General features: G+C 59.4%; 19 protein-coding genes. 11 read left to right on the top strand and 8 right to left on the bottom strand.

All coding sequences use genetic code 11. The features are described 5' to 3' along the window. The first annotated feature begins 3 nt into the window (after positions 1-3). Positions 4-1731, top strand: a complete 1728-nt coding sequence (locus tag ACYQ54_RS15660; protein ID WP_460083835.1) for a methyl-accepting chemotaxis protein — start codon at positions 4-6, stop codon at positions 1729-1731. A gap of 280 nt (positions 1732-2011) precedes the next feature. Further along, complete coding sequence (locus ACYQ54_RS15655; RefSeq protein WP_460083833.1) at positions 2012-2464, top strand: hypothetical protein; 453 nt, start codon at positions 2012-2014, stop codon at positions 2462-2464. Positions 2465-2639: 175 nt separating this feature from the next. Here ACYQ54_RS15655 and ACYQ54_RS15650 read toward each other — a convergent pair whose 3' ends face one another. After that, positions 2640-3758, bottom strand: a complete 1119-nt coding sequence (locus ACYQ54_RS15650) for a hypothetical protein (protein ID WP_460083831.1) — start codon at positions 3756-3758, stop codon at positions 2640-2642. Positions 3759-4120: 362 nt separating this feature from the next. Here ACYQ54_RS15650 and cysG point away from each other — a divergent pair, with 362 nt between their 5' ends. From cysG to ACYQ54_RS15615, 7 genes are all read left to right on the top strand, one after another. Next, positions 4121-5584, top strand: coding sequence for a siroheme synthase CysG (cysG, locus tag ACYQ54_RS15645; RefSeq protein WP_460083829.1), 1464 nt, complete (start codon positions 4121-4123; stop codon positions 5582-5584). Between the two features lie 21 nt (positions 5585-5605). After that, positions 5606-5905 carry a DUF2849 domain-containing protein gene (locus ACYQ54_RS15640; RefSeq protein ID WP_460083827.1) on the top strand — a complete coding sequence of 100 codons (300 nt, stop codon included), beginning with the start codon at positions 5606-5608 and terminating at the stop codon, positions 5903-5905. 63 nt (positions 5906-5968) lie between these two features. Further along, entirely contained in the window at positions 5969-7627 is a 1659-nt protein-coding gene (locus tag ACYQ54_RS15635) for a nitrite/sulfite reductase (protein ID WP_460083825.1), read from the top strand. After that, positions 7614-8375 (top strand): phosphoadenylyl-sulfate reductase, encoded by a 762-nt coding sequence (locus tag ACYQ54_RS15630; RefSeq protein ID WP_460083823.1) that lies wholly within the window; start codon positions 7614-7616, stop codon positions 8373-8375. Before ACYQ54_RS15635 ends, ACYQ54_RS15630 begins: the two co-directional genes overlap by 14 nt. Positions 8376-8409: 34 nt before the next feature. Continuing rightward, a complete protein-coding gene (locus ACYQ54_RS15625) occupies positions 8410-8943 on the top strand; it encodes a DUF934 domain-containing protein (protein ID WP_460083821.1) in 534 nt (177 codons plus the stop codon). Positions 8944-9452: 509 nt separating this feature from the next. Next, the gene (locus ACYQ54_RS15620) at positions 9453-10226 is read left to right on the top strand and encodes an enoyl-ACP reductase FabI (protein WP_460083819.1); all 774 of its coding nucleotides are present in this window, start codon (positions 9453-9455) and stop codon (positions 10224-10226) included. Between the two features lie 355 nt (positions 10227-10581). Next, positions 10582-12009, top strand: a complete 1428-nt coding sequence (locus ACYQ54_RS15615) for a GGDEF domain-containing protein (protein WP_460083818.1) — start codon at positions 10582-10584, stop codon at positions 12007-12009. 22 nt (positions 12010-12031) lie between these two features. On the opposite strand, the gene ACYQ54_RS15610 is transcribed toward ACYQ54_RS15615, so the two are convergent. Then, positions 12032-12676 (bottom strand): TetR/AcrR family transcriptional regulator, encoded by a 645-nt coding sequence (locus ACYQ54_RS15610; RefSeq protein ID WP_460083816.1) that lies wholly within the window; start codon positions 12674-12676, stop codon positions 12032-12034. 75 nt (positions 12677-12751) lie between these two features. Between ACYQ54_RS15610 and ACYQ54_RS15605 the strand changes: the two genes are divergently transcribed. Beyond that, positions 12752-13546, top strand: coding sequence for a MipA/OmpV family protein (locus ACYQ54_RS15605; RefSeq protein WP_460083814.1), 795 nt, complete (start codon positions 12752-12754; stop codon positions 13544-13546). 28 nt (positions 13547-13574) lie between these two features. Here the strand turns inward: ACYQ54_RS15605 and ACYQ54_RS15600 are convergent, their stop codons facing one another. The 6 genes from ACYQ54_RS15600 to ACYQ54_RS15575 form a co-directional block, all read right to left on the bottom strand. Then, positions 13575-13973 carry an MAPEG family protein gene (locus tag ACYQ54_RS15600; RefSeq protein ID WP_460083812.1) on the bottom strand — a complete coding sequence of 133 codons (399 nt, stop codon included), beginning with the start codon at positions 13971-13973 and terminating at the stop codon, positions 13575-13577. Positions 13974-14086: 113 nt separating this feature from the next. Next, positions 14087-14470: a VOC family protein gene (locus ACYQ54_RS15595; protein WP_460083810.1), complete on the bottom strand. Its 384-nt coding sequence runs from the start codon at positions 14468-14470 to the stop codon at positions 14087-14089. Positions 14471-14612: 142 nt separating this feature from the next. Then, the gene (locus ACYQ54_RS15590; protein WP_460083808.1) at positions 14613-15857 is read right to left on the bottom strand and encodes an RNA polymerase sigma factor; all 1245 of its coding nucleotides are present in this window, start codon (positions 15855-15857) and stop codon (positions 14613-14615) included. Next, positions 15826-16218 (bottom strand): YciI family protein, encoded by a 393-nt coding sequence (locus tag ACYQ54_RS15585; protein WP_460083807.1) that lies wholly within the window; start codon positions 16216-16218, stop codon positions 15826-15828. Before ACYQ54_RS15585 ends, ACYQ54_RS15590 begins: the two co-directional genes overlap by 32 nt. 170 nt (positions 16219-16388) lie before the next feature. After that, a complete protein-coding gene (gene mbfA, locus ACYQ54_RS15580) occupies positions 16389-17372 on the bottom strand; it encodes an iron exporter MbfA (protein WP_460083805.1) in 984 nt (327 codons plus the stop codon). A 158-nt stretch (positions 17373-17530) separates the two neighbouring features. Beyond that, on the bottom strand, positions 17531-18454 hold the full coding sequence (locus ACYQ54_RS15575) for a LysR family transcriptional regulator (RefSeq protein ID WP_460083803.1): 924 nt from the start codon (positions 18452-18454) through the stop codon (positions 17531-17533). A 79-nt stretch (positions 18455-18533) separates the two neighbouring features. Between ACYQ54_RS15575 and ACYQ54_RS15570 the strand changes: the two genes are divergently transcribed. After that, entirely contained in the window at positions 18534-19406 is an 873-nt protein-coding gene (locus ACYQ54_RS15570) for an oxidoreductase (protein ID WP_460083801.1), read from the top strand. The last annotated feature ends 60 nt before the right edge of the window (positions 19407-19466 follow it).

Raw genomic sequence — 19466 nt, 5'->3', positions numbered from 1 at the left:
ACCATGTTCGTCTTCAAAAGTCTGAAATCCAAAATGATCGCCATGCTGGCGGTTCTATTTGTTGTCGCAACCGCATTGAGCCTCGGGACAATCCGCAATCTTGGTGTGCTCGAGGAAAATGCGGGACATCTTCGTGAGCGGGCGGAAACCTTCGCCACTGACGGTGTCAACCTGGCCATGACGCTTCGAAAAATGCAGTTCGACATCGTTCAGGTGCAGCAGTGGCTGACGGATATATCCGCCACGCGCGGTCTCGATGGTCTGAACGACGGGTTTGATCTTGCAGCCGACTTCTCCGAACAGCTCAAAAGCGACAGTGCGGCGGCGATAGCTCTTGCTGAAATGCTTGGTTATGCCGATCTGGTTGAGAAGATCCAGGACATACAGGGGAAATTCCCGGCGTATTATGATTCAGGAAAAGCCATGGCCGAAGCCTATGTTGCCGGAGGTCCTGAGCAGGGCAACAAGCTCATGGGTAATTTCGACGGCGCAGCTGAAGGCCTGACAACTGCCCTTGAGGCGGCTCTCGATCTACATCAAGAACACCTGGAAACGGAGCGCGCCGAACTGGCAACTGAAGTCGCAAGCTATCATAGCGCGGCCGAAAGCGCAGATGTAATGACCTACGCCAACCTGGGGCTTGTCGTACTTGCTCTGGCAGCCGCAGGCTTCTTCGTCATGCGGTCGGTTATCCTGCCACTTGGCTCCTTCTCCGAAGCCGTGGGTCGTCTCGCCCAGGGCGACTATGGCGTTCATCTTCCCGAGTGCGAACGCGCCGACGAAATCGGGCAACTGGCAAATGCGATCAACATCCTGCGCGATGGCGCGTCCGAGCGGGAAAAGCTGGTTGGGGCGCAGAAAGCGGAAGACGAGGCCCGCATTCTCCGTTTGCGTCAGCGCGAAGAACTGACGGCTTCTTTCCGCAGCAGTGTGTCTTCACTCATTGTCGATGTAACCGGAACCATGTCGGAGCTCGAAGAAACGGCAACCGTGCTGATCGGCGTTGCCGACGACACAACCGCACATGCGGAAGGGGCAGCTCATTCTTCCAATTCTGCCCTTGGCAATGTCGAGGCTGTTGCCTCTGCCGCCGAGGAGCTTTCCGTTTCCATCGAAGAGATCAACCAGCGCGTGGCTTCCACATCCGCAGTTGTCTCTGAGGCGGCGGAAACCACGAGCCTGACCAATGACAAGGTGGCGACCCTGTCGTCGGCAGCTCAGGAAATCGGCGAAGTCGTCCAGTTGATCCAGACCATTGCAGAACAGACCAACCTTCTGGCGCTGAACGCCACAATCGAGGCTGCCCGCGCAGGCGAGGCCGGAAGGGGCTTTGCAGTCGTGGCGGCGGAAGTGAAGGAATTGGCCAACCAGACGGCCAAGGCAACGGAAAGCATCACGCAGCAGATTGTTGCCATTCAGGAAGCGACCACCGATGCGGCTCACTCGATCCAGCAGATTACAGAGATCATGGGCAATGTGACGGCGGAAACCACGGCGATTGCCTCCGCGGTCACCGAACAGAGCGCGGCAACCAGTGAAATTGCCCGTGGTGTCAACGAGGCCTCAAGCAGCACTCAGACGGCAAGCGAAAGCGTGTCCGGCATGAAGGAAAACGCGGTCCGCTCCAAGGATGCTGCTGGAGAAGTCAGGCAGGCAGTCAATCTGGTCGCCGAACGGACCCAGACGCTGACGCATCAGATCGAGGACTTTATCAAGTCCTTTGCAGCCTGAGGCACTTTCGTCAGTGCAAGGAAAAGCCGGCGGTTTCCGCCGGCTTTTCCTTGCACGTGGTCACTGCCATGCAGCTGACCGGCACTGCCGGCGACATTCAGGTCAAGAACGCCGAGATCGGCGGCATCTACAACTGGGAGGGGCCGCGGTGGCCAATTTCGTGTCCGTGATGCAGGCGATGAAGTAGTCTTGTAACGAACAGGAAGTGCAATTAGCTTGCGATGGATGGATCGGCTGTGGCTGCTCCGTCCATTCTTGTTTCAGTCTCTATACAAATCTCATGACAAAAGACTTATTCATCAGTTTATTTTACGTGGCGGTGTTATATTTCTTCGGCGCCTTCACAATACTGCAGGGATGTCCGCCCTTTTACAAGGAATCTAAGCCAATTTTCGCCTTCAACTCTCCGGCGAAGGATGAAGTTCTGGAGGGAATGCAATTTATATTCATTGCTTCTGGAGTTGTTCTAGCCACGATTTTTCTGAATTGGTTGACCGGCTTAAACGTTTTTCTGGCCTTCTCCGCCGGTTGCCTCTACGGCGGCTGGTCCATTCGCTCAAAATTGAAACGGACGTCTGACGGGCCTCTGCCCTGGGTCGCGGTCTACACGGCATCACCGCTGCTGTTCCCGCTGTTCGATCGCAGGCCGATGCTGCTGTTCGACATCTGGACGCTGGCCGTCACGGGCGTCTTCGGTTTTCCCCTAGTCGCGATTGCCTTCATGAAGGGGTGAGGCGGGGCGAGGGTTTTCGTGTTTCCGGACTGCCACCCCTATTCGAAGCGCAGCAGATGGCCAAGATTCGGCAAATCGGTCGTTGCGCAGCACAGTGACTGATGTGACTCTTGGCTGCCCATTTGCGCAGGGATGGCAACAGTGGAAATGCAATTGCAGTGCAAAACTGTGAGGATTACTGCGCCGCGCTTGCGACTGCTGAATAAAGGTCCTCGTCCGTCAATTCAGGCGGAGAGACCGGTGCACCGCCGCCTTCGCCGACGTAGCTATCCGCGACACCGTAAATGAAGACTCCGCCCACCTTGCGCTTGACGATGGCAACCCGCTCGATCAGCTGGAAATCACCTGTCTCGCAGTTGGCATAACTGGTGTAGAGCGGTTTGCCGTTCTCGTTGATCCTTTCCGAGCCGGAGCTAAACCTGCCTTCCGTGCATTTCTTCTGACTGTCGGCGACAATAAGAGACATCAGCTCTTCTTCCGATTGATAGCTGCCCTCCGGAAAAATATGCGCCACAAGTGTTCGGGCGTCGTTGGCGGCAACCGCGTGCAAACCGTTGAGGTCTTCCTCGCGCTGTCCTTCCGGGATCAGCTTCAGCCCGGAAATACCCGCACTGCCCATCAGGTTGAACAGAGCCTGTGTGGCTTCGATGGCAAGTTGCGGATCGGTAGCTGCGCTGGTGGCCGATGCGTTCTCTTTGGCCGGTGCCGTATTCCCGAGGCCACCTTGCGGGCTGGCTGCTGCGGTCGTGCCGGTGCCCGGTGCTGCGCCATGGCGGGCAATGTTCTGCTCCACGCATTTGGCAAGACGGGCCATCAGGCGGGAGGTTCCCGTCAGTCGAAACTCGTAATTATAGGTGCCGTCGTGAACGTAGAGTGTCCGGCCCCGGCGGAAGCGGGTGATGATGTAGCCGCCCTTCGGCATCTGCATGCGGGCGAGATCCTTGGACGTCGCCTTGGCAACGCCGCTCTGCCACGCGCCCCGGTCGATCCGATACTGAAGCGGAATGTCCGCGCCCACCTTCATGTTCCAGTGAGGTGCTGAAAAGCCGATGGCCCAATTGTAATGGGTATCGACCTGGACATACAGCGTGATGCCGCTGCGATAGTCCGCGGATGCGACGCAGGTCGAAAACCCACCGCTCTGATCGTCCGTGAATGCGCTGCCGTGCCAGCTGCCGACACGGAACTTGTCGACGACGGCAGCATGAGCAATTCCGAAGCTGCCGAGGAGCAGAAGTCCGGCGGCAATCCCGGCAGCAGCACCGGCCGCAACCAATGAGTGAACAAGACGCATCATACCCCCCTGATGCCATAGCGACCGGGTTCCAGCCGCTTGGAAAGGCTAAGTGATTTCCTCTGCGGCATCAAGAAAGACGCACTCTGAAACAACGGTGTTGTGCCTTTGCGGACCAGTTTGGACAAAGACCGGCAAAGCCGTCTGAAACCCGCCTGTGGCCAATAGATCCGGAGCGGCGGTGCAAGAGGATTTCCCTGCGAAACCCGCTTTGGAGAGCTGCCGGGAATTGAAATTGGTCAAAGCAGACGATTGCAAAAAACTATTCCGCTTCTGTTTCCAGCTTTGAAATCCGGTGCCCGGCGCCGGAAAGGGCCTCCGACTACATTAAGTCCATCAAACTGGGACCGGAGACCCTGAAGATGACGAGCCGTAGCGGCGACACTCTGAAAACACTGAAAAAGCCGGAAGACCGGCTCGACGTGTTCCCGGCCTTCATGAAGGTGGCCGGGCGGCGAGTGCTTGTCGTGGGTCACGGCGGTGAAGCTGCCGCGAAGGTCCGCCTCCTGGGTGAAACCAATGCCACGATCGTGGTCGTCTCCAGCACGGTCGAACCGGATCTGCAGGACGCCATCACGCTGTTCGAGGCCGAGCATGTTGCAGAGGATTTTAAGCCCCGTCACCTGAACGATGCGGCGCTGGTGTTTTCCGCCCGTGAAGACTGGGATCTCGACAAGGCCGTTGTCGATGCCGCCCGCAAGGCAGGCGTTCCGGTCAACGCTGTCGACAAGCCGGAGCTTTGCGATTTCTACACCGGTGCACTGGTCAACCGTGCGCCGATTGCCGTGGCGATCACCTCCACCGGTGTTGGCCCCGTGCTCTCGCGACACATCCGCGCCCGGATCGAGGCCATGCTGCCGCGTTCCACCGGTGAGCTGGCGCGTCTTGCCGAAAGCTTTCGCGATGCCGCCACCAAGGTGATCCGCGACGGCGGCCTGCGCCGCAGCTTCTGGGCGCGTTTCTTCTCCGGTTCGGTCGCTACCAATCTTTATGCCGGCAAGGCTGATGTCGCCCGTTCAGAGGCGCAGCGTTTGCTGAACTCCATGGCCGACGAGCCCGGTTTTGTCTGGCTGGTCGGCGCAGGACCGGGTGCGGAAGATCTGTTGACCCTGCGCGCACAGCGCCTGCTTCAGGAAGCCGACGTCATCGTTCACGATGCGCTGGTGCCGGCGAATGTCGTTGCCATGGGGCGCCGCGACGCGGAACGCATTTCGGTCGGCAAGCGCAAGGGCGCTCATTCCGTACCGCAGTCAGAAATTTGCAGCCTTCTGGTCGACCTTGGTCGCAAGGGGCTGAAAGTCGTGCGCCTGAAGGCGGGAGATCCGATGGTCTTCGGCCGCGCGGCGGAAGAAATGGAGGCGCTCCGCGAAGGTGGCGTCGGCTTTGAAATTGTTCCCGGCGTCACAGCAGCCTTCGCCGCGGCAGCTTCGGCCCAGATCCCGCTCACGTTGCGCGGTGTCGCCTCCAACCTGGTTTTCGCAACCGGCCACAACGCCAGGTCCGAAACCCTGCCGGACTGGGCCGGGCTTGCTCTCAAGGGCGCGACGGTTGCGGTCTATATGGGCCGGTCCGTGGCCGCTGCCGTTGCCGAGAAGATGATCGGTGCGGGTTTGAAGCCGGAAACGCCGGTTGCCGTGATCGAGAACGCGGCTCACCCGGACGAACGCCAATTTGCCGGAACCCTTTCCGAACTCGCGGTGCTGTCGAACCGCAGCGAGATCGACGGGCCGGTTCTGATCGTGATCGGTGAGGCCGTGGGCCATGCCGCAATGGACAAGGCCGAACCCCTGGCGCCGCAGCTTGCCGCCCGGGTCGCTGCCGCCTGAATTTGAAGAGAGTGGACGCACATGAAAGTCATCACCGCCAACCGCCTTCTGAACGGCGATGTTGTCTGGCTCGCGGAAAACGGGTCCTGGGTCGAGCGCATTACCCTGGCAAAGGTCTATGAGGGCAAGGAAGCGGTCGCCGCAGCCCTGGCCGAAGGCCTTGAAGCCGAGAAGAACCAGAAAGTCGTCAGCGTCTATGAGATGGACGTGACCGTCGAGGACGGTGTCATCGTTCCGGTTCGCCTGCGCGAGAAGATCCGCGCGACCGGCCCGACCACCCACCCGGAACTGGGCAAGCAGGCCCAGGCAGTTTCCGCCTGAGATAACAGACTAGGGCGGGGCAGCGCCTTCACATGGCAGCGCCCGCTGAGGAGAGATTGAGACATGTACCGTTACGACGAATTTGACGCGAGTTTCGTGAACCAGCGCACCGAGCAGTTCAAGGACCAGGTCCGCCGCCGTCTTGCCGGCGAATTGTCCGAGGACGAGTTCAAGCCGCTGCGCCTGATGAACGGTCTGTATCTGCAGCTTCATGCCTACATGCTGCGTGTTGCCATTCCCTATGGCACGCTCAATGGACGGCAGATGCGCAAGCTTGCGCACATTGCCCGAACCTATGACCAGAGCTACGGCCACTTCACCACGCGCCAGAACATCCAGTTCAACTGGCCGAAGCTGGAAGACACGCCGAAGATCCTGGAAGAGCTTGCCGAAGTCGAGATGCACGCCATCCAGACCTCTGGCAACTGCATTCGCAACGTGACCGCGGACCATTTCGCCGGTGCTGCCGCCGACGAAATCGCCGACCCGCGTCCCTATGCGGAGATCCTGCGCCAGTGGTCGTCGCTGCATCCGGAATTCTCGTTCCTGCCGCGCAAGTTCAAGATCGCCATCACCGGCGCCCCGAACGACCGCGCCGCGGTGCAGGTGCACGACATCGGTCTGCAGCTGACCCGCAACGATGCCGGCGAGATCGGCTTCGTGGTTTTCGTCGGTGGCGGTCTCGGCCGCACGCCGATGATCGGCCGCAAGGTGCGCGACTTCCTGCCCGAGGAAGATCTGCTGGCATATTCGGAGGCGATCCTGCGCGTCTATAACCGTTATGGCCGCCGTGACAACAAGTACAAGGCCCGCATCAAGATCCTGGTTCATGAAACCGGTCTGGAAGAGCTGAAGGCGGATATCGAAGCCGAATTTGAAAAGATCCGCTTCGGCGTCCTGCGTCTGCCGGACGAGGAAGTGCGCCGCATCGAAGCCTATTTCGCACCGCCACCGCTGGAAGTGGGCAGCGCGACCTCGCCCGTGGTTGAAGCTCGCAAGGCGTCGGATGCAGCCTTTGCCCAGTTCACGGCTCATAACCTCAACCCGCACCGGGTGCCGGGCTACACGTCCGTGACCCTGTCGATGAAGCCGATCGGCGGCATCCCGGGCGATGCGTCCGACGAGCAGATGGATGTGATCGCGGACCTCGCCGAAAAATACGGACATGACGAGATCCGCATCAGCCACGAGCAGAACGTGATCCTGCCGCATGTGAAACTGGACGACTTGCCGGCGCTGTTCGATCAGCTTGTGGCGGCCCGTATTGCGGAAGGCAATTCCGGTCTGATCACCGACATCATCGCCTGCCCGGGCATGGACTATTGCGCCCTGGCAACCGCCCGCTCCATTCCGGTTGCGCAACGGATCTCCGAACGCTTCGGTGCTGCAGACCGGCAGGCGGAAATCGGTGAGCTGAAGATCAAGATCTCCGGCTGCATCAACGCCTGTGGTCACCACCATGTCGGCCACATCGGCATTCTCGGTCTGGAGAAGAAGGGCGAGGAATTCTATCAGGTGACGCTTGGCGGTTCCGCCAACGAAAACGCGTCCATTGGTGAAATCGTCGGCCGCGGCTTCTCGTCTGAAGAAGTGGTCGATGCCATCGAGAAGCTGGTCGATACCTATCTCGGCCTGCGGAACGGCAAAGAAGAGACCTTCCTGGAGGCTTATCGCCGGGTTGGGGAGGATCCCTTCAAGGAGGCCCTTTATGGCGCTGCATGAGACATTCAGCCTAGGTGCTGATCCGGAGCTGGGCTTGCAGGCGGAAGTAGCTGCGCTCAATGCCCAGTTCGAGGGTGCAACCGCGGACGACGTTCTGAGGGGGGCCATCCGCCACCAGTTTGCCGGTGGCATTGCCATGGTCTCCAGCTTCGGAGCAGACTCCGCCGTGCTGTTGCATATGGTCGCCCAGATCGATCCGTCGACGCCGGTGATCTTTGTCGACACGGTCAAGCTGTTTCCGGCCACGCTTCTCTACCGTGATGAACTGATCGAAAAGCTCGGCCTGACCGATGTCCGGACCCAGAAGCCGAACAAGGACGATCTTTCCAGGGAAGATCCGGCAGGCATGCTTTGGATGAGCGACACCGATGCCTGCTGCCATATTCGCAAGGTGGTGCCGCTGGCGCAGGCCTTGGACGGGTTCGAGGCCTGGATCTCCGGACGCAAGCGGTTCCAGAGTGCAAGCCGCTCCAGCCTGGAGTTCTTCGAGATCGACGAAGGCAGGGTGAAGGTCAATCCGCTCGCGGACTGGACGGCAGCCGAAATTCTGGATTACGCCAAGACCCACAACCTGCCGCCGCATCCGCTGGTCGCGCAGGGCTACCCCTCCATCGGCTGCCTGCCCTGCACCAGCAAGGTTGCTCCCGGTGAGGACCCCCGTGCCGGACGTTGGCGCGGCCAGGACAAGACGGAATGCGGCATTCACTGGCCGACCCATGGCAAGGAAGTTGACGGTAGTGGTATCTGACCGCTGCCGGTAAAGGATTTTGAGGACGCAAAGAATGGCAACGATTTTCAAGGACGGCGATTTCGTCGAGGAAACCTGGACACGCACAGATACCGAAGCCGGCACCTCTGTCGAAGGCGATGCGCTTGTGCCGATGACCGTGTTTCTCATCGACCCGGACGCCTATCTGGCTCGCGACGGCAAGACCGCCGTCATCGTCGAGGCAGGCGATGATGTCGAGCTGATCGAAAACTATCTCGACCGGCTGGCGCTGGTTGCCGTCGACTTCCCGAGTTTTTCCGATGGTCGCGGCTTTTCCGCGGCCCGTATCCTGCGCGAGCAGATCGGGTACAAGGGCGACATCCGCGCAATCGGAAAATACATTCTCGACCAGGTGCCGCTGGCGCGCCGCTGTGGTGTGTCGACGTTCGAGATTTCCAAGCCGGAAGTCCTGAAGGCCCTGAAGGCCGGGGAATGGCCCGAAGTGACCAAATATCTGCAACCTGTCGGCACCGTCGATGAAATCCCGGAAGGCACGCGTCCCTGGGCACGTCGCTCCCACAGGGATCTTGCTGTCGCAGCAGAATAATTCAGACAGGCCCGGCCGGTTGTACGCTGGCCGGCACGTTGTTTTGAAGAAACATTTACAGGGATCTCGCCGGGCGGGATCCTTGTTTGTTTTTGGAGGCCTTTCCCGTCCACTTCCGGATCACGCCTTGCGCGGCGGGCATAGTTGGCCTGGTGCTGCGGATCCGCAGAAAGGTGTCTGAAACGATCGATTGCTCACGCTTGATTCTTTGCCGTCAAATAAAATGTTTGAGCGTAGCCTCGTTCCGCTTTTCCCGCAGAGGAGTGGCCCGCAACCTGGAAGCACTTCGTCAGTGGATTGAAACATCCGGTTACAGGCTGTGAGTCGCGTTGTCACGAGACTGTCTTATTATACGTCATATGGTCTCGCGGCATAGTAATTTGCCGGCGAACCGGTCGTCGCGCACGAGACAATGTGGCGTCAAATCGAGGAGCCGGGGGTATTGCCTTATCGATTCCCGAAAACCAATACCTCAGGCCGGTTTCGGTCCACAGCAGGAATGTCGCTCAATGGCCGTCACTCGCACTCTGGAAACGCTCTTCGATCTGAGGAAACCAGTCGTAAAGACCAACAAGGTGCTGGTCGTCGGTGTCAGCTCCAAACGGTCGCTCGGCCTGGCAATCGGCGAGCATATGCATCAGAGCGGCTGGGAAACGGTGCTGACGTCGCGCCGGCCCGAAAAGCTGGCCGCAAAGACACCGCATCACGACATCCGTTTCCTGGACTATCCCCAGTCCATGGACGCAATCGATGACCTGACCGATCTGACAGGCATGGTGTTCTGCCTCGCCAAGACCGATATCAGCGACACCGGCCAGAGCGGGCTGTTGGGCACGAGCGAAGAGAATTTTCTGAAGACCATCAGCACGAGCTGCTATGCCTTCATCGCCCTGGTACGCGAAGTCCAGCGGCGCAACCCCAACCTCAGGTCCGTTGTTGCGCTGACCTTTCTGGGGGGAGAGCGGGTGGTTCCCGGTTACGAGGTACTTGGCGTTGCCAAGGCTGCGCTCGAACATTCCGTGCGGGCGCTCGCAGCCGAACTCGGTCATGAAAATGTCCGCGTCAACGGGGTTTCCGCTGGCGCTGTGCCCACCACCTCGTCGCGCGTTCTGCCCGATTTCCGTAAGGTTCATGAAGTTCTGTCACGCCAGTCGTTCCTTCGCCGCGGTGTCACTGCCGAGGAAGTCGCCGGTGCGGCGGCCTATCTGCTCAGCGAGCAGTCCGGCGGCATGACGGGCGAGATCCTTCAGGTCAACGGCGGATTGCGGCACACGGTTCTGTAACGAACAGCACCTGCCTCAACTTGCGCTGAGGCGCGTCCGGGCGAAGTCTGCCATTGCAATTCGGTTGGCCTGGCAACGGCCTTTTTGCGTAAAGCGACAGAGCCTACCGACAATTCAAGTCCAGGGTTTTGGCTGAATTTAATACAGTGCATCCGCAGGCAGGAAGTTAATGCATACTTTGTGCTTGTGTTCCTGTCAGTTGTTTGGATAAACAGCCTCACCATGCCCCAGATGGATCAAGGGATTCGGACTTCGAAACCTTCCGAAACAACGGGTGCACTTCGAGAAATTGCGGAAGGTCCGACGGCGAATGCCTGAATTAATTTAATTTGGGCGGTCGCAGATGGAGATGGCTGTGGTCGAGAACTTATACGGCAAGGGCGGCGTGCTGGACCGCTTCGCGAGGCCTGAACTGCGCGTTCCGTTCTTACTCGGGATGGCAGTGTTTCTGGCCTGCCTCTTCGGTATCCTGACACGGCCGACCGGGTTTCTGGCCGCAGTCTGGCCCGCCAATGCGATCCTCCTCGGCCTGATGATCCGCGTGCCGAAATCGGACGGGTGGCAGAGCTGGTGTGCCGCCGCCCTGGCGTATATGGCTGCGGATCTGTTGACCGGCTCGACGTTTGAAAAGTCGTTTCTGCTCAACGCTGCCAACATTGTCGGGGTGGCGGCCGGCTATCAGGTCTGCAGGCACTTGCCTGTCGCTTCCGCCCGGCTGCAGCAACCGATTGCGCTACTTCATCTTGTACTGGCCTCGGCGATTGCCGCCAGCGCGGCAGGTGTCGTTGGAGGCATTGCAAATCCGCTTCTGTTCGGAGGCGGCGTTATTCCAGGTTGGATCTTCTGGTCGACGACCGAGCTGGTGAATTACATCTCTTTCCTGCCGGTCATTCTCTCCGCCCCCAGGCTGGGGAGAACGCACACGGACCTTGCCGGTCTGATCACGCGCCTGAGGCAGGAAAAGCGGATACCTCTGATCCTGCTTCTGATGTCCTGTGCTGCAGGGGCGGTCGTCGGCGGTCCCGGTGCCATCGCTTTTCCCGTGCCGGCGCTTTTGTGGTGCGGTCTCGTTTTTTCAGTGTTTCCGACCGCGATATTGACGCTTTTCATTGGCGTCTGGGGGCTTGTTATTCTTTCAAACGGTCTGGGTGACGGCTCATCTCAGCAGCTCGACGTGATGACACTCATCTCCATCCGGCTTGGTATTTCCCTTGTCGCGCTGGCCCCCATCATGCTGTCTTGCATCACACAAAGCCGGAACGGGCTGCTGGACCGTCTGCAATACCTCGCCATGCACGATCAGCTTACCGATGTTCTCAACAGAAACACCTTCCGGGATGAACTTGGCCGCAGGCTTGCCTGCGGAACAAGCGGCTTTGCCCTGCTGATGGTCGATCTCGATCATTTCAAGTCGGTCAACGACACGTTTGGACATGCGGCCGGCGATACCGTTCTGGTCAGTTTTGTCCGGAGGGTGGAAAGCACTCTGCGGCCGGGCAGTCTTCTTGGCCGCATGGGCGGCGAAGAATTTGCGGTGATGATCCCGGACTGTCACCTCGCGGATGCCGTGGCAGAAGCGGAAAGAATTCGGCAGAGCGTCGGCTGCCAGCCAGTCGCTGCGGGAGACGGCAAGGTGGTTCGGGTCACGGCAAGTCTCGGCGTTGTCGCGGTCGAAACCGACAACGCAGCCTGTCTCGACACCCTTCTGGCCGAAGCCGACAGGCTTTGCTACCTGGCAAAGGAACGTGGCCGCAACCGCGTGGAGTTTGGCGGAGCGGCCTAAGCTGCCCGCTTCGTGACATGCTTCAGTCTTCTGTGGTCGGAGTGAGGTAGAGCAATTGCGGGAAGATCTCTTCCAGCGCCGGGTCGCGTCCCGTTTCGGCATTGGCCGTATAGAACTGCCGATTGGCCTTCAGGTTGGCATAGCCGTGAATGAACGCCCACAGCATGGTTTCAACGGACGTCCGATGTACCGGATTTTCACAATTGTCGGGTGAAAGCCCCTCGGAGACTTCCCTCAGAACCGCATAGGATTCACGGCTCGCAGGCTGCAAGTCCGGATAGATGTCGATCTGGCGTTCCATGGAGAACATCAGCCGGAACAAATGCGGGTTTTCTTCCACGAAAGCGATGTAGCCATGGGCGCTTGCAAGTATCTGCGCGCGTGCATCTTTCGCCGCGTCCGCCATGTGCCTGCGCATCGTCCCGGCAAATTGCCGGAAGCCTTCCGTTGCGATGGCAGCCTGGAGGATGGCGAGATTGGCGAAGTGGTTCTTCGGCGCCCCATGAGAAACGCCGGCACGAGCCGCACAGGCCCGAAGTGACAGGGCTTCCAGCCCGTCTTCGCGCAGGATGTCCAGTCCAGCCTGGATCAGGGCTTCCTTCAGATTGCCGTGATGATATTTCGGATCGCTCAGGCCGGCCTCCCTCAAAGTAGACAGTGTCAACATTTTCGTTGACGTTGTGAAATCCGACATATAGACAGTGACAACATTGCTGGGGTCGCAATGCAGAAGGGTTGTCTTATGTCGTCTAAGTGTTATGTGCGGGCTGGTCTCATTGCAAGCCTTGCCCTTGTCGCAGGTCCTGCGATGGGGGACGAGCAGAAGGACTGGAGTGTGCTGGTCGGTGCCGGTCCCTTCTTTGGCCCGGAATATCTGGGATCGAAGGACTACGGTTTTGTCCCCGGCATCATCGCGTCCGTGCAGAAGGGGCCTTATTTCGTCAAGTTCAACGGATTGACGGCAACAGCAAACGTGCTGCCTTTCGAAAGTTTCTATGCCGGTCCCCTGATCGGCTACGGCACAGGCCGCAAGGACGTTTCCGACAAGGTTGTCGACAAGCTTCCCGACGTCGACGAGGAGTTGTGGGTCGGCGCCACGGTTGGCGGTGGCTATGCGGGTTTGCTTCTCGATCGCGATTCGCTTGGTGCCAGCATTGAAATCGCCCATGATGTTATTGGCGACAGCGGCACCACGGCAACTTTCAGCCTGGGCTACGAGATCAATGCCACGCAACGTCTGGCCCTGGGCCTCGACGTCTCCACGACCTTTGCCGATGGAGCCTATGCCGATGCCTATTACTCCGTGACCGCAAAAGGGGCGTCAGCGAGCGGTCTCAGGCAATACAAGGCCGACGCCGGGTTCCGGGACGTGAGCGTCGATGTGTCATCGAGGTTCGCGGTTACCGAGAACTGGGGCGTCGGCGGACTGGTCGGTGGGTCAGTGCTTCTCGGCAGCATGGCCGACAGCCCGATCGTCGAGGATCGGGGCGAAGCGCTCAGTGGGCATGGTGGCCTTTTCCTCTGGTACCGTTTCTGACCGGGCCACCGACACAGGCAGCCGGTCTTTAGCGGAAAAACTGAGCCAGTACATAAGCTGGGAAGATTACCAGCGGGGCCAAGGTCAGGAGCATGCCTATGGCCCTGCCGAGGCCGAAACCGGACGTGACCAGCGTGCCATAATGGAGAACCCGGCCGAACAGAAGGGCGCCACCAACGCTCCAGAGCATTGCATCCGGTGCTCCGGCAATCTCGGCGGCTCCCATGGCCAGCAGGGTCATCGGGACGGTTTCCGTAAAGTTGGCGTGCGCCCTCATGCGTTGCAGCAGGGTTGCGTCGTCGCCGTGCAGAAACTGAATGCCGGTTCTGGCCCGGCGGAGACCAACTGCCACCGTCATAGGCACCTGCAATACCGCAAACAGGGCAACAAAGATCGCCGTCACCGGCAGCACAGACATCGTTTGCATGGATGGATCTCTTGCGAAAGCTTGTTTCGAACGGCTGGCCGGGCCGCCTCCCGGCGCAAGGCCGGGCGACAGGTTCCAGGTGCCGAGTTTCAGTTGCAAAGGGCCAGCCGCACTTACGCGTCTGCCGGTTCTTCGTATGTAATCATCGCGATAACGCCTCCCAGCGGATCGACGATCGTTGCAATGCGACCGACATTCGGAATGCTCATCGGTTCCATAGTTACCGTAGCGCCAAGCGCACGGGCTTTTTCGACACGCGTATCGACATTGTCGACAGTGACGTAGGGCAGCCAGCGGGGGCTGTCAGTTTCCATGGACGGAAAGCCGCCAATCATCTCTTCGTTGTTCATGATCATGGTATAGGGGCCAACGCCCACATCCACGGTTTTCGAACCCCAGCCGAGCAAATCGGAATAGAAGGCCTGCGCCTTGGCTCCATCTGCGCAGTGAAGTTCCATCCAGCTGAATGCGCCATGGGTTTGCGACGGAATGCTCATGTCTTTCATCCTCATTGTTGAAAAAGGTCACCTGGAACAGCCAGGTGAACAGAGGACGGTGGAGGGCAGACAGATCCGACAGGGCGATTGAAATTAATTGAAAGATCGAACTGTATTTGAAGCGGTGGGGCCGGTAGCGCGGTCAAATGCCGGGAGAAACGCTCATCTTTCGGAGGATGTGGTCGCGGTCGACATCGGTTGCGGCAAAGTCCAGTGCCTTGCGGTAAGCCGCCTGCGCTTCCTCCTCCCGGCCCAGTTCTTCCAGGAGCGTGGCGCGGACAACATGAAAATTCGGGTAACGCTCCAGCGAGCCTGACAAGGCCTCCAGCTTGCACAAGGCCTCCTCTGGTCCTTTCAACTTTGCCTGAACCACGGCGCGGTTGAGCGCGACGACAGGCGAGGGGCGAATATGTTCCAGTGCCCGGTAGAGGCGGTCGATCTCCGCCCAGTTTGTCTGTGCGTAGGTTTCCGCCTGAGTGTGGGTCGATGCGATGGCGGCCTCGATCTGAAGCGGTCCTGGCCGTGCCTTGCGTAAGGCGGCTTCCAGAAGAATGTTTCCTTCCGCGATCAGTTTCCGGTCCCAGAGCAACCGGTCCTGATCCTCCAGCGTAACCGCGCTGCCGCTCCTGCTGAGCCGGGCCTTGCGGCGGGAATGCTGAATCAGGCACAGGGCCAGCAATCCGCGCAGTTCCGGCTCTTCGGGAAAGAGCCGCACGATCAGGCGGGCAAGGCGGATGGCTTCCTCGCACAGGGACTCGCGGATCAGCTCCTCTCCCTGAGATGCGGAATAACCTTCGTTGAAGATCAGGTAGATGGCATTGGCGACAGTGGACAGCCGCTCGGCACGGGCTACCCGGTCGGGTTCCTCATAAACGAGGTTTGCCGCCTGCAGCCGTTTTTTGGCACGTGTGATACGCTGTTCCATGGTCTTTGGCTGGACCAGGAACGCACGTGCGATTTCCTCGACCGTGAGACCGGTGACGATTTTCAGTGAGAGGGCAATCTGCTGGTCCCGGCGCAGCATCGGATGACAGCAGGTAAACAGGAGGCGCAGGACATCGTCCCGGTAGACGGCGTGATCCAGTGACTGCGTCAGATCTTCTTCCGGATGTGGCCCTTGGAGAGCAGGATCGAGATCTTCGGGAGCGGTGAGCGTCTCCTTTTTCCGCTTGCGCAGGACATCGATGCCCGCATTGCGTCCGGCCACGATCAGCCAGGCAACCGGATCGGCGGGCAACTGGTCTGGTGACCAGGCCGTCAGCGCCTTCAACGACGCCTCCTGGAACGAATCCTCGGCGAGGTCTATGTCGCCGAAGAAACGGTTGAGGGCCGCCAGAACCCGCGGGCGGGCAGCCCTAAGATGCGTTGATAACCAGGCGCTCGGCATTCTTGAAATCGGCTCCCTCGAAGAACTCCACCGGGCGGATTTCAATACGGCCATGATCGAGCGGCAGGATCTTCACCGCCTCTATGGCTTCCTCCAGCGTCGGGCAGTCGATCAGGTAAAATCCCATGAACTGCTCCTTCGTCTCGGCAAAGGGACCATCCGTGACAACAAAGTCGTCGCGATCCTTGTTGATTGTGACCGACGTACCGGTCGACATCAGCTTGGTCGCAACGGCAAAGGACTTGTTCGTCTTGGTATGTTCGTGAAACGCGCCGTGCTTCTGATAGACGGCGGCAAGTTCTTCGGGTGGCAGAGCATCGATGAAATCTTCGCTGGCATAAATCAAAACGGAAAACAGCATTCAAGTCCCTCCGGTTCCTTGGATCGATACCCCAGGAACGTTCAGGCGCGAGCTTAACCGACAGTCGGACCAAAAAAAGGAGAAAATTTCCTGCCGTATCTGCTGCCGGCATGCGGAAGCGGGGTGACGCTCGTTCGTACAACAAGCTGCCACCCGTCCTTGGTCCTCGGCTAGGCGTTGCCGATGAGCACGCCCGCGGCAAAGACCAGGGAGCCGCCGAGGACCACCTGAAACGCCGCCCGCAGAAACGGTGTTTCCATGTAACGGTTCTGGATCCAGGCAATCGCCCACAATTCGATGAAAACGACGACGGCTGCGACGCTTGTCGCCGTCCAGAATTCGGGAATGAGATAGGGCAGGGCGTGACCGAGGCCGCCGAGCGCGGTCATGATGCCGGAGGCAAGGCCGCGCTTCAGCGGCGAGCCGCGACCGGACAACACGCCATCGTCATGGGCGGCTTCCGTAAAGCCCATGGAAATACCTGCGCCGACGGAGGCCGACAGCCCGACAAGAAAGGTCTGCCAGGTATCCTGCGTTGCAAAGGCGGCAGCAAAGATCGGGGCAAGCGTCGACACCGACCCGTCCATCAGCCCGGCGAGTCCGGGCTGGACATAGGTCAGGATGAATTGCCGGCGTTCGGTCTGGCGTTCTTCTTCCTGCACGTCGTCCGGCGTGTGTTTGGCACCCAGACGCTGGGCCAGGCTTTCGTGCCCTTTTTCCGCAAGGGCCAGATCGCCCAGAAGCTCGCGGGTTCCCGCATCGGATGTGCGCTTGGCGGCTTCGATATAGAAGCGGTAGGCCTGCGCCTCCATATCCTCCGCCATGGCGCGGACCTTTTCCAGTCCGAGTGGGCGCACGAGCCAGTCGGGCTTGCGATCATAATAGCCGCGCACATGCTCCCGGCGAATGAGCGGAATCGTTTCGCCAAACCGGGCACGGTGCTGTTCGATCAGCCGCCGCCTGTGCTCGTTTTCCTCTTCCGCCATGTCGTCGAAGACCTTGGCCGATTGCGGAAACTGATCGCGCAGCCCATCGGCGTAAGCCTTGTAGATGCGGGCGTCGTCTTCTTCGGAGGAAATCGCGAGCGCCAGGATTTCCTGTTCGGAAAGGGACGAGAAATCCCGTTTTCCCAGCGTGAAGAACCGTCTGAGCATAAAGGTTTTTCCTGAAATGCGCCGTGCTTGAGATGTTTCAACTCAAGCTCCTGCGAGGGAGAATGGCAAGAGCTGAAAGTCAAGAATGCAGATTCCGGCCGGCGCCATGATGACGCATGTACCCCGCGTCGGTTGCATCCACCAGGGGCCAGCTCTTGCTAATCGGGGCGGGAAGCACGCTGTTTTCCGACGTAGTCGATAAAGGCACGCAGCGGGCTTGGCATGAAACGGCTTGAGAAATAGAGGCGCGGACCGTCGAACTCGACCCACCAGTCAGTCAGTACCGGCATCAGGGTTCCGGATTCGAAATGCGGCTCCAGCCAGTTCCGGAAAGTATGTACGAAACCATGCCCGGCCTGTGCCAGCCCGATCGCGGCGGCTGCGCTCGAGGTCGAGATGATGAGCCTTGCCGCCGGATCCACGATCAGTGTTTCATTTTCTTTTTCGAACTCCCAATCGGTCAACGCTCCGCTGGAAAAGCGGTGCCTGATACAATCATGCTTCAGCAGGTCGCGCGGATGCTCAGGCACGCCCTTCCGCTCCAGATAGGCAGGCGCGGCAGCTAACGCCGCCCATTGGCGTTTGGGGCCGATCGGAACGGCGATCATGTCCTGTGCAAGATGCTCACCGTATCGGATACCCGCATCGCATCCGGCGGCATTGATATCCAGAAACCTGTCATCGACCATTACCTCTATCTGCACTTCCGGATGAGTGGCCAGAAAGCCATCAAGGAGAGGTGGCAGGATGTCGGTCATTACCGCACCAGGCACGTTCAACTTCAGTCGGCCGCGAACCGTACTTTGCGAACTGGCGGCATCGCTGAGGGCAGCTCGGGCTTCCGCCATCACCGGTTCGAGGCGGTCGGCAAGCGCCTTGCCTGCTTCCGTAAACCGGACACTTCGGGTGGTGCGAACGAACAGTGGCACACCGAGCCGCCGTTCCAGCCGCGTGATCGTCTCGCTGACGGTGGAAGGTGCAAGGCCCAGCCAACGGGATGCTGTTCGGAAACCCTGGCCTCTTGCGACTGCCAGGAAGATGGAGATCTCGTCGAGCGAGGGGAAGGGATTATTGTTCGTCATGTCGAACAAGGTATTCGCACCATGACAGGTTATCAATCTTAGGGCGAACAGTCATGTTTGATGAACAAGGAGACTTCTCATGACTGATCAACTTCCCTCGGCCGCTGCTGGCCGGTTCACGTTTCCCGGCACGAGCCTGTCCGTCAACCGGATGGGGTACGGTGCCATGCAGCTTGCCGGACCGCATGTGTTCGGTCCTCCAAAAGACGTAGCCGAGGCACGCGCAGTCCTGACGGAGGCTCTGGAACTTGGCATCGATCACATCGACACCAGCGATTTTTACGGCCCCCATGTCACCAACGAGCTGATACGCGAGGCAATTCATCCCTATCCGGCCAATCTCGTTCTGGTGACCAAAATAGGTGCATGGCGCAACGACGAAGGCGGCTGGATCCTCGACCGGAACCCGGACTTCCTTCGCAAGTCGGTCGAGGACAACCTTGAGCGCCTGAACCTTGAGCATCTGGCAGTCGTCAACCTGCGCATGAGTGGTCCGGATGACGATATGGCAGAGCCAATGGAGGTCATGCGACGGATGCAGGAAGAGGGCCTGTTGCTCCATATCGGCGTCAGCACGGTCACCGAGGCACAACTGCAGGCTGCCCGCGACATCGCGCCTGTGGTTTGCGTGCAGAACCATTACAATCTTGTCCAGCGCCAGGACGACAGGATGATCGACAGCCTGGCTGACGACGGCATCGCTTATGTGCCTTATTTTCCGCTTGGGGGCTTCACGCCGCTGCAGGTTGGGGAATTGAACGCGATTGCTGAAGATCTCGGGCATTCCCCGCAAAAGGTTGCTCTCAGCTGGTTGCTGCATGGCAGCCCGAACATCCTGCTCATCCCCGGCACTTCTCGGCGAACGCATCTGCGTGAGAATATTTCTGCCGCCAGCCTCAAGCTGGACAACGAGGTCATGAGGCGGTTGAACGCCATTGCAGGCCTGAACTGAATGAAAAAGGCCCGGCCGCAATTTCGCAGCCGGGCTTTGTCTTTGGTTGCTGGCGTTGGG

It is taken from the genome of Roseibium sp. LAB1 (assembly GCF_054658235.1).
This window is presented reverse-complemented; position numbering and strand designations above follow the sequence as displayed.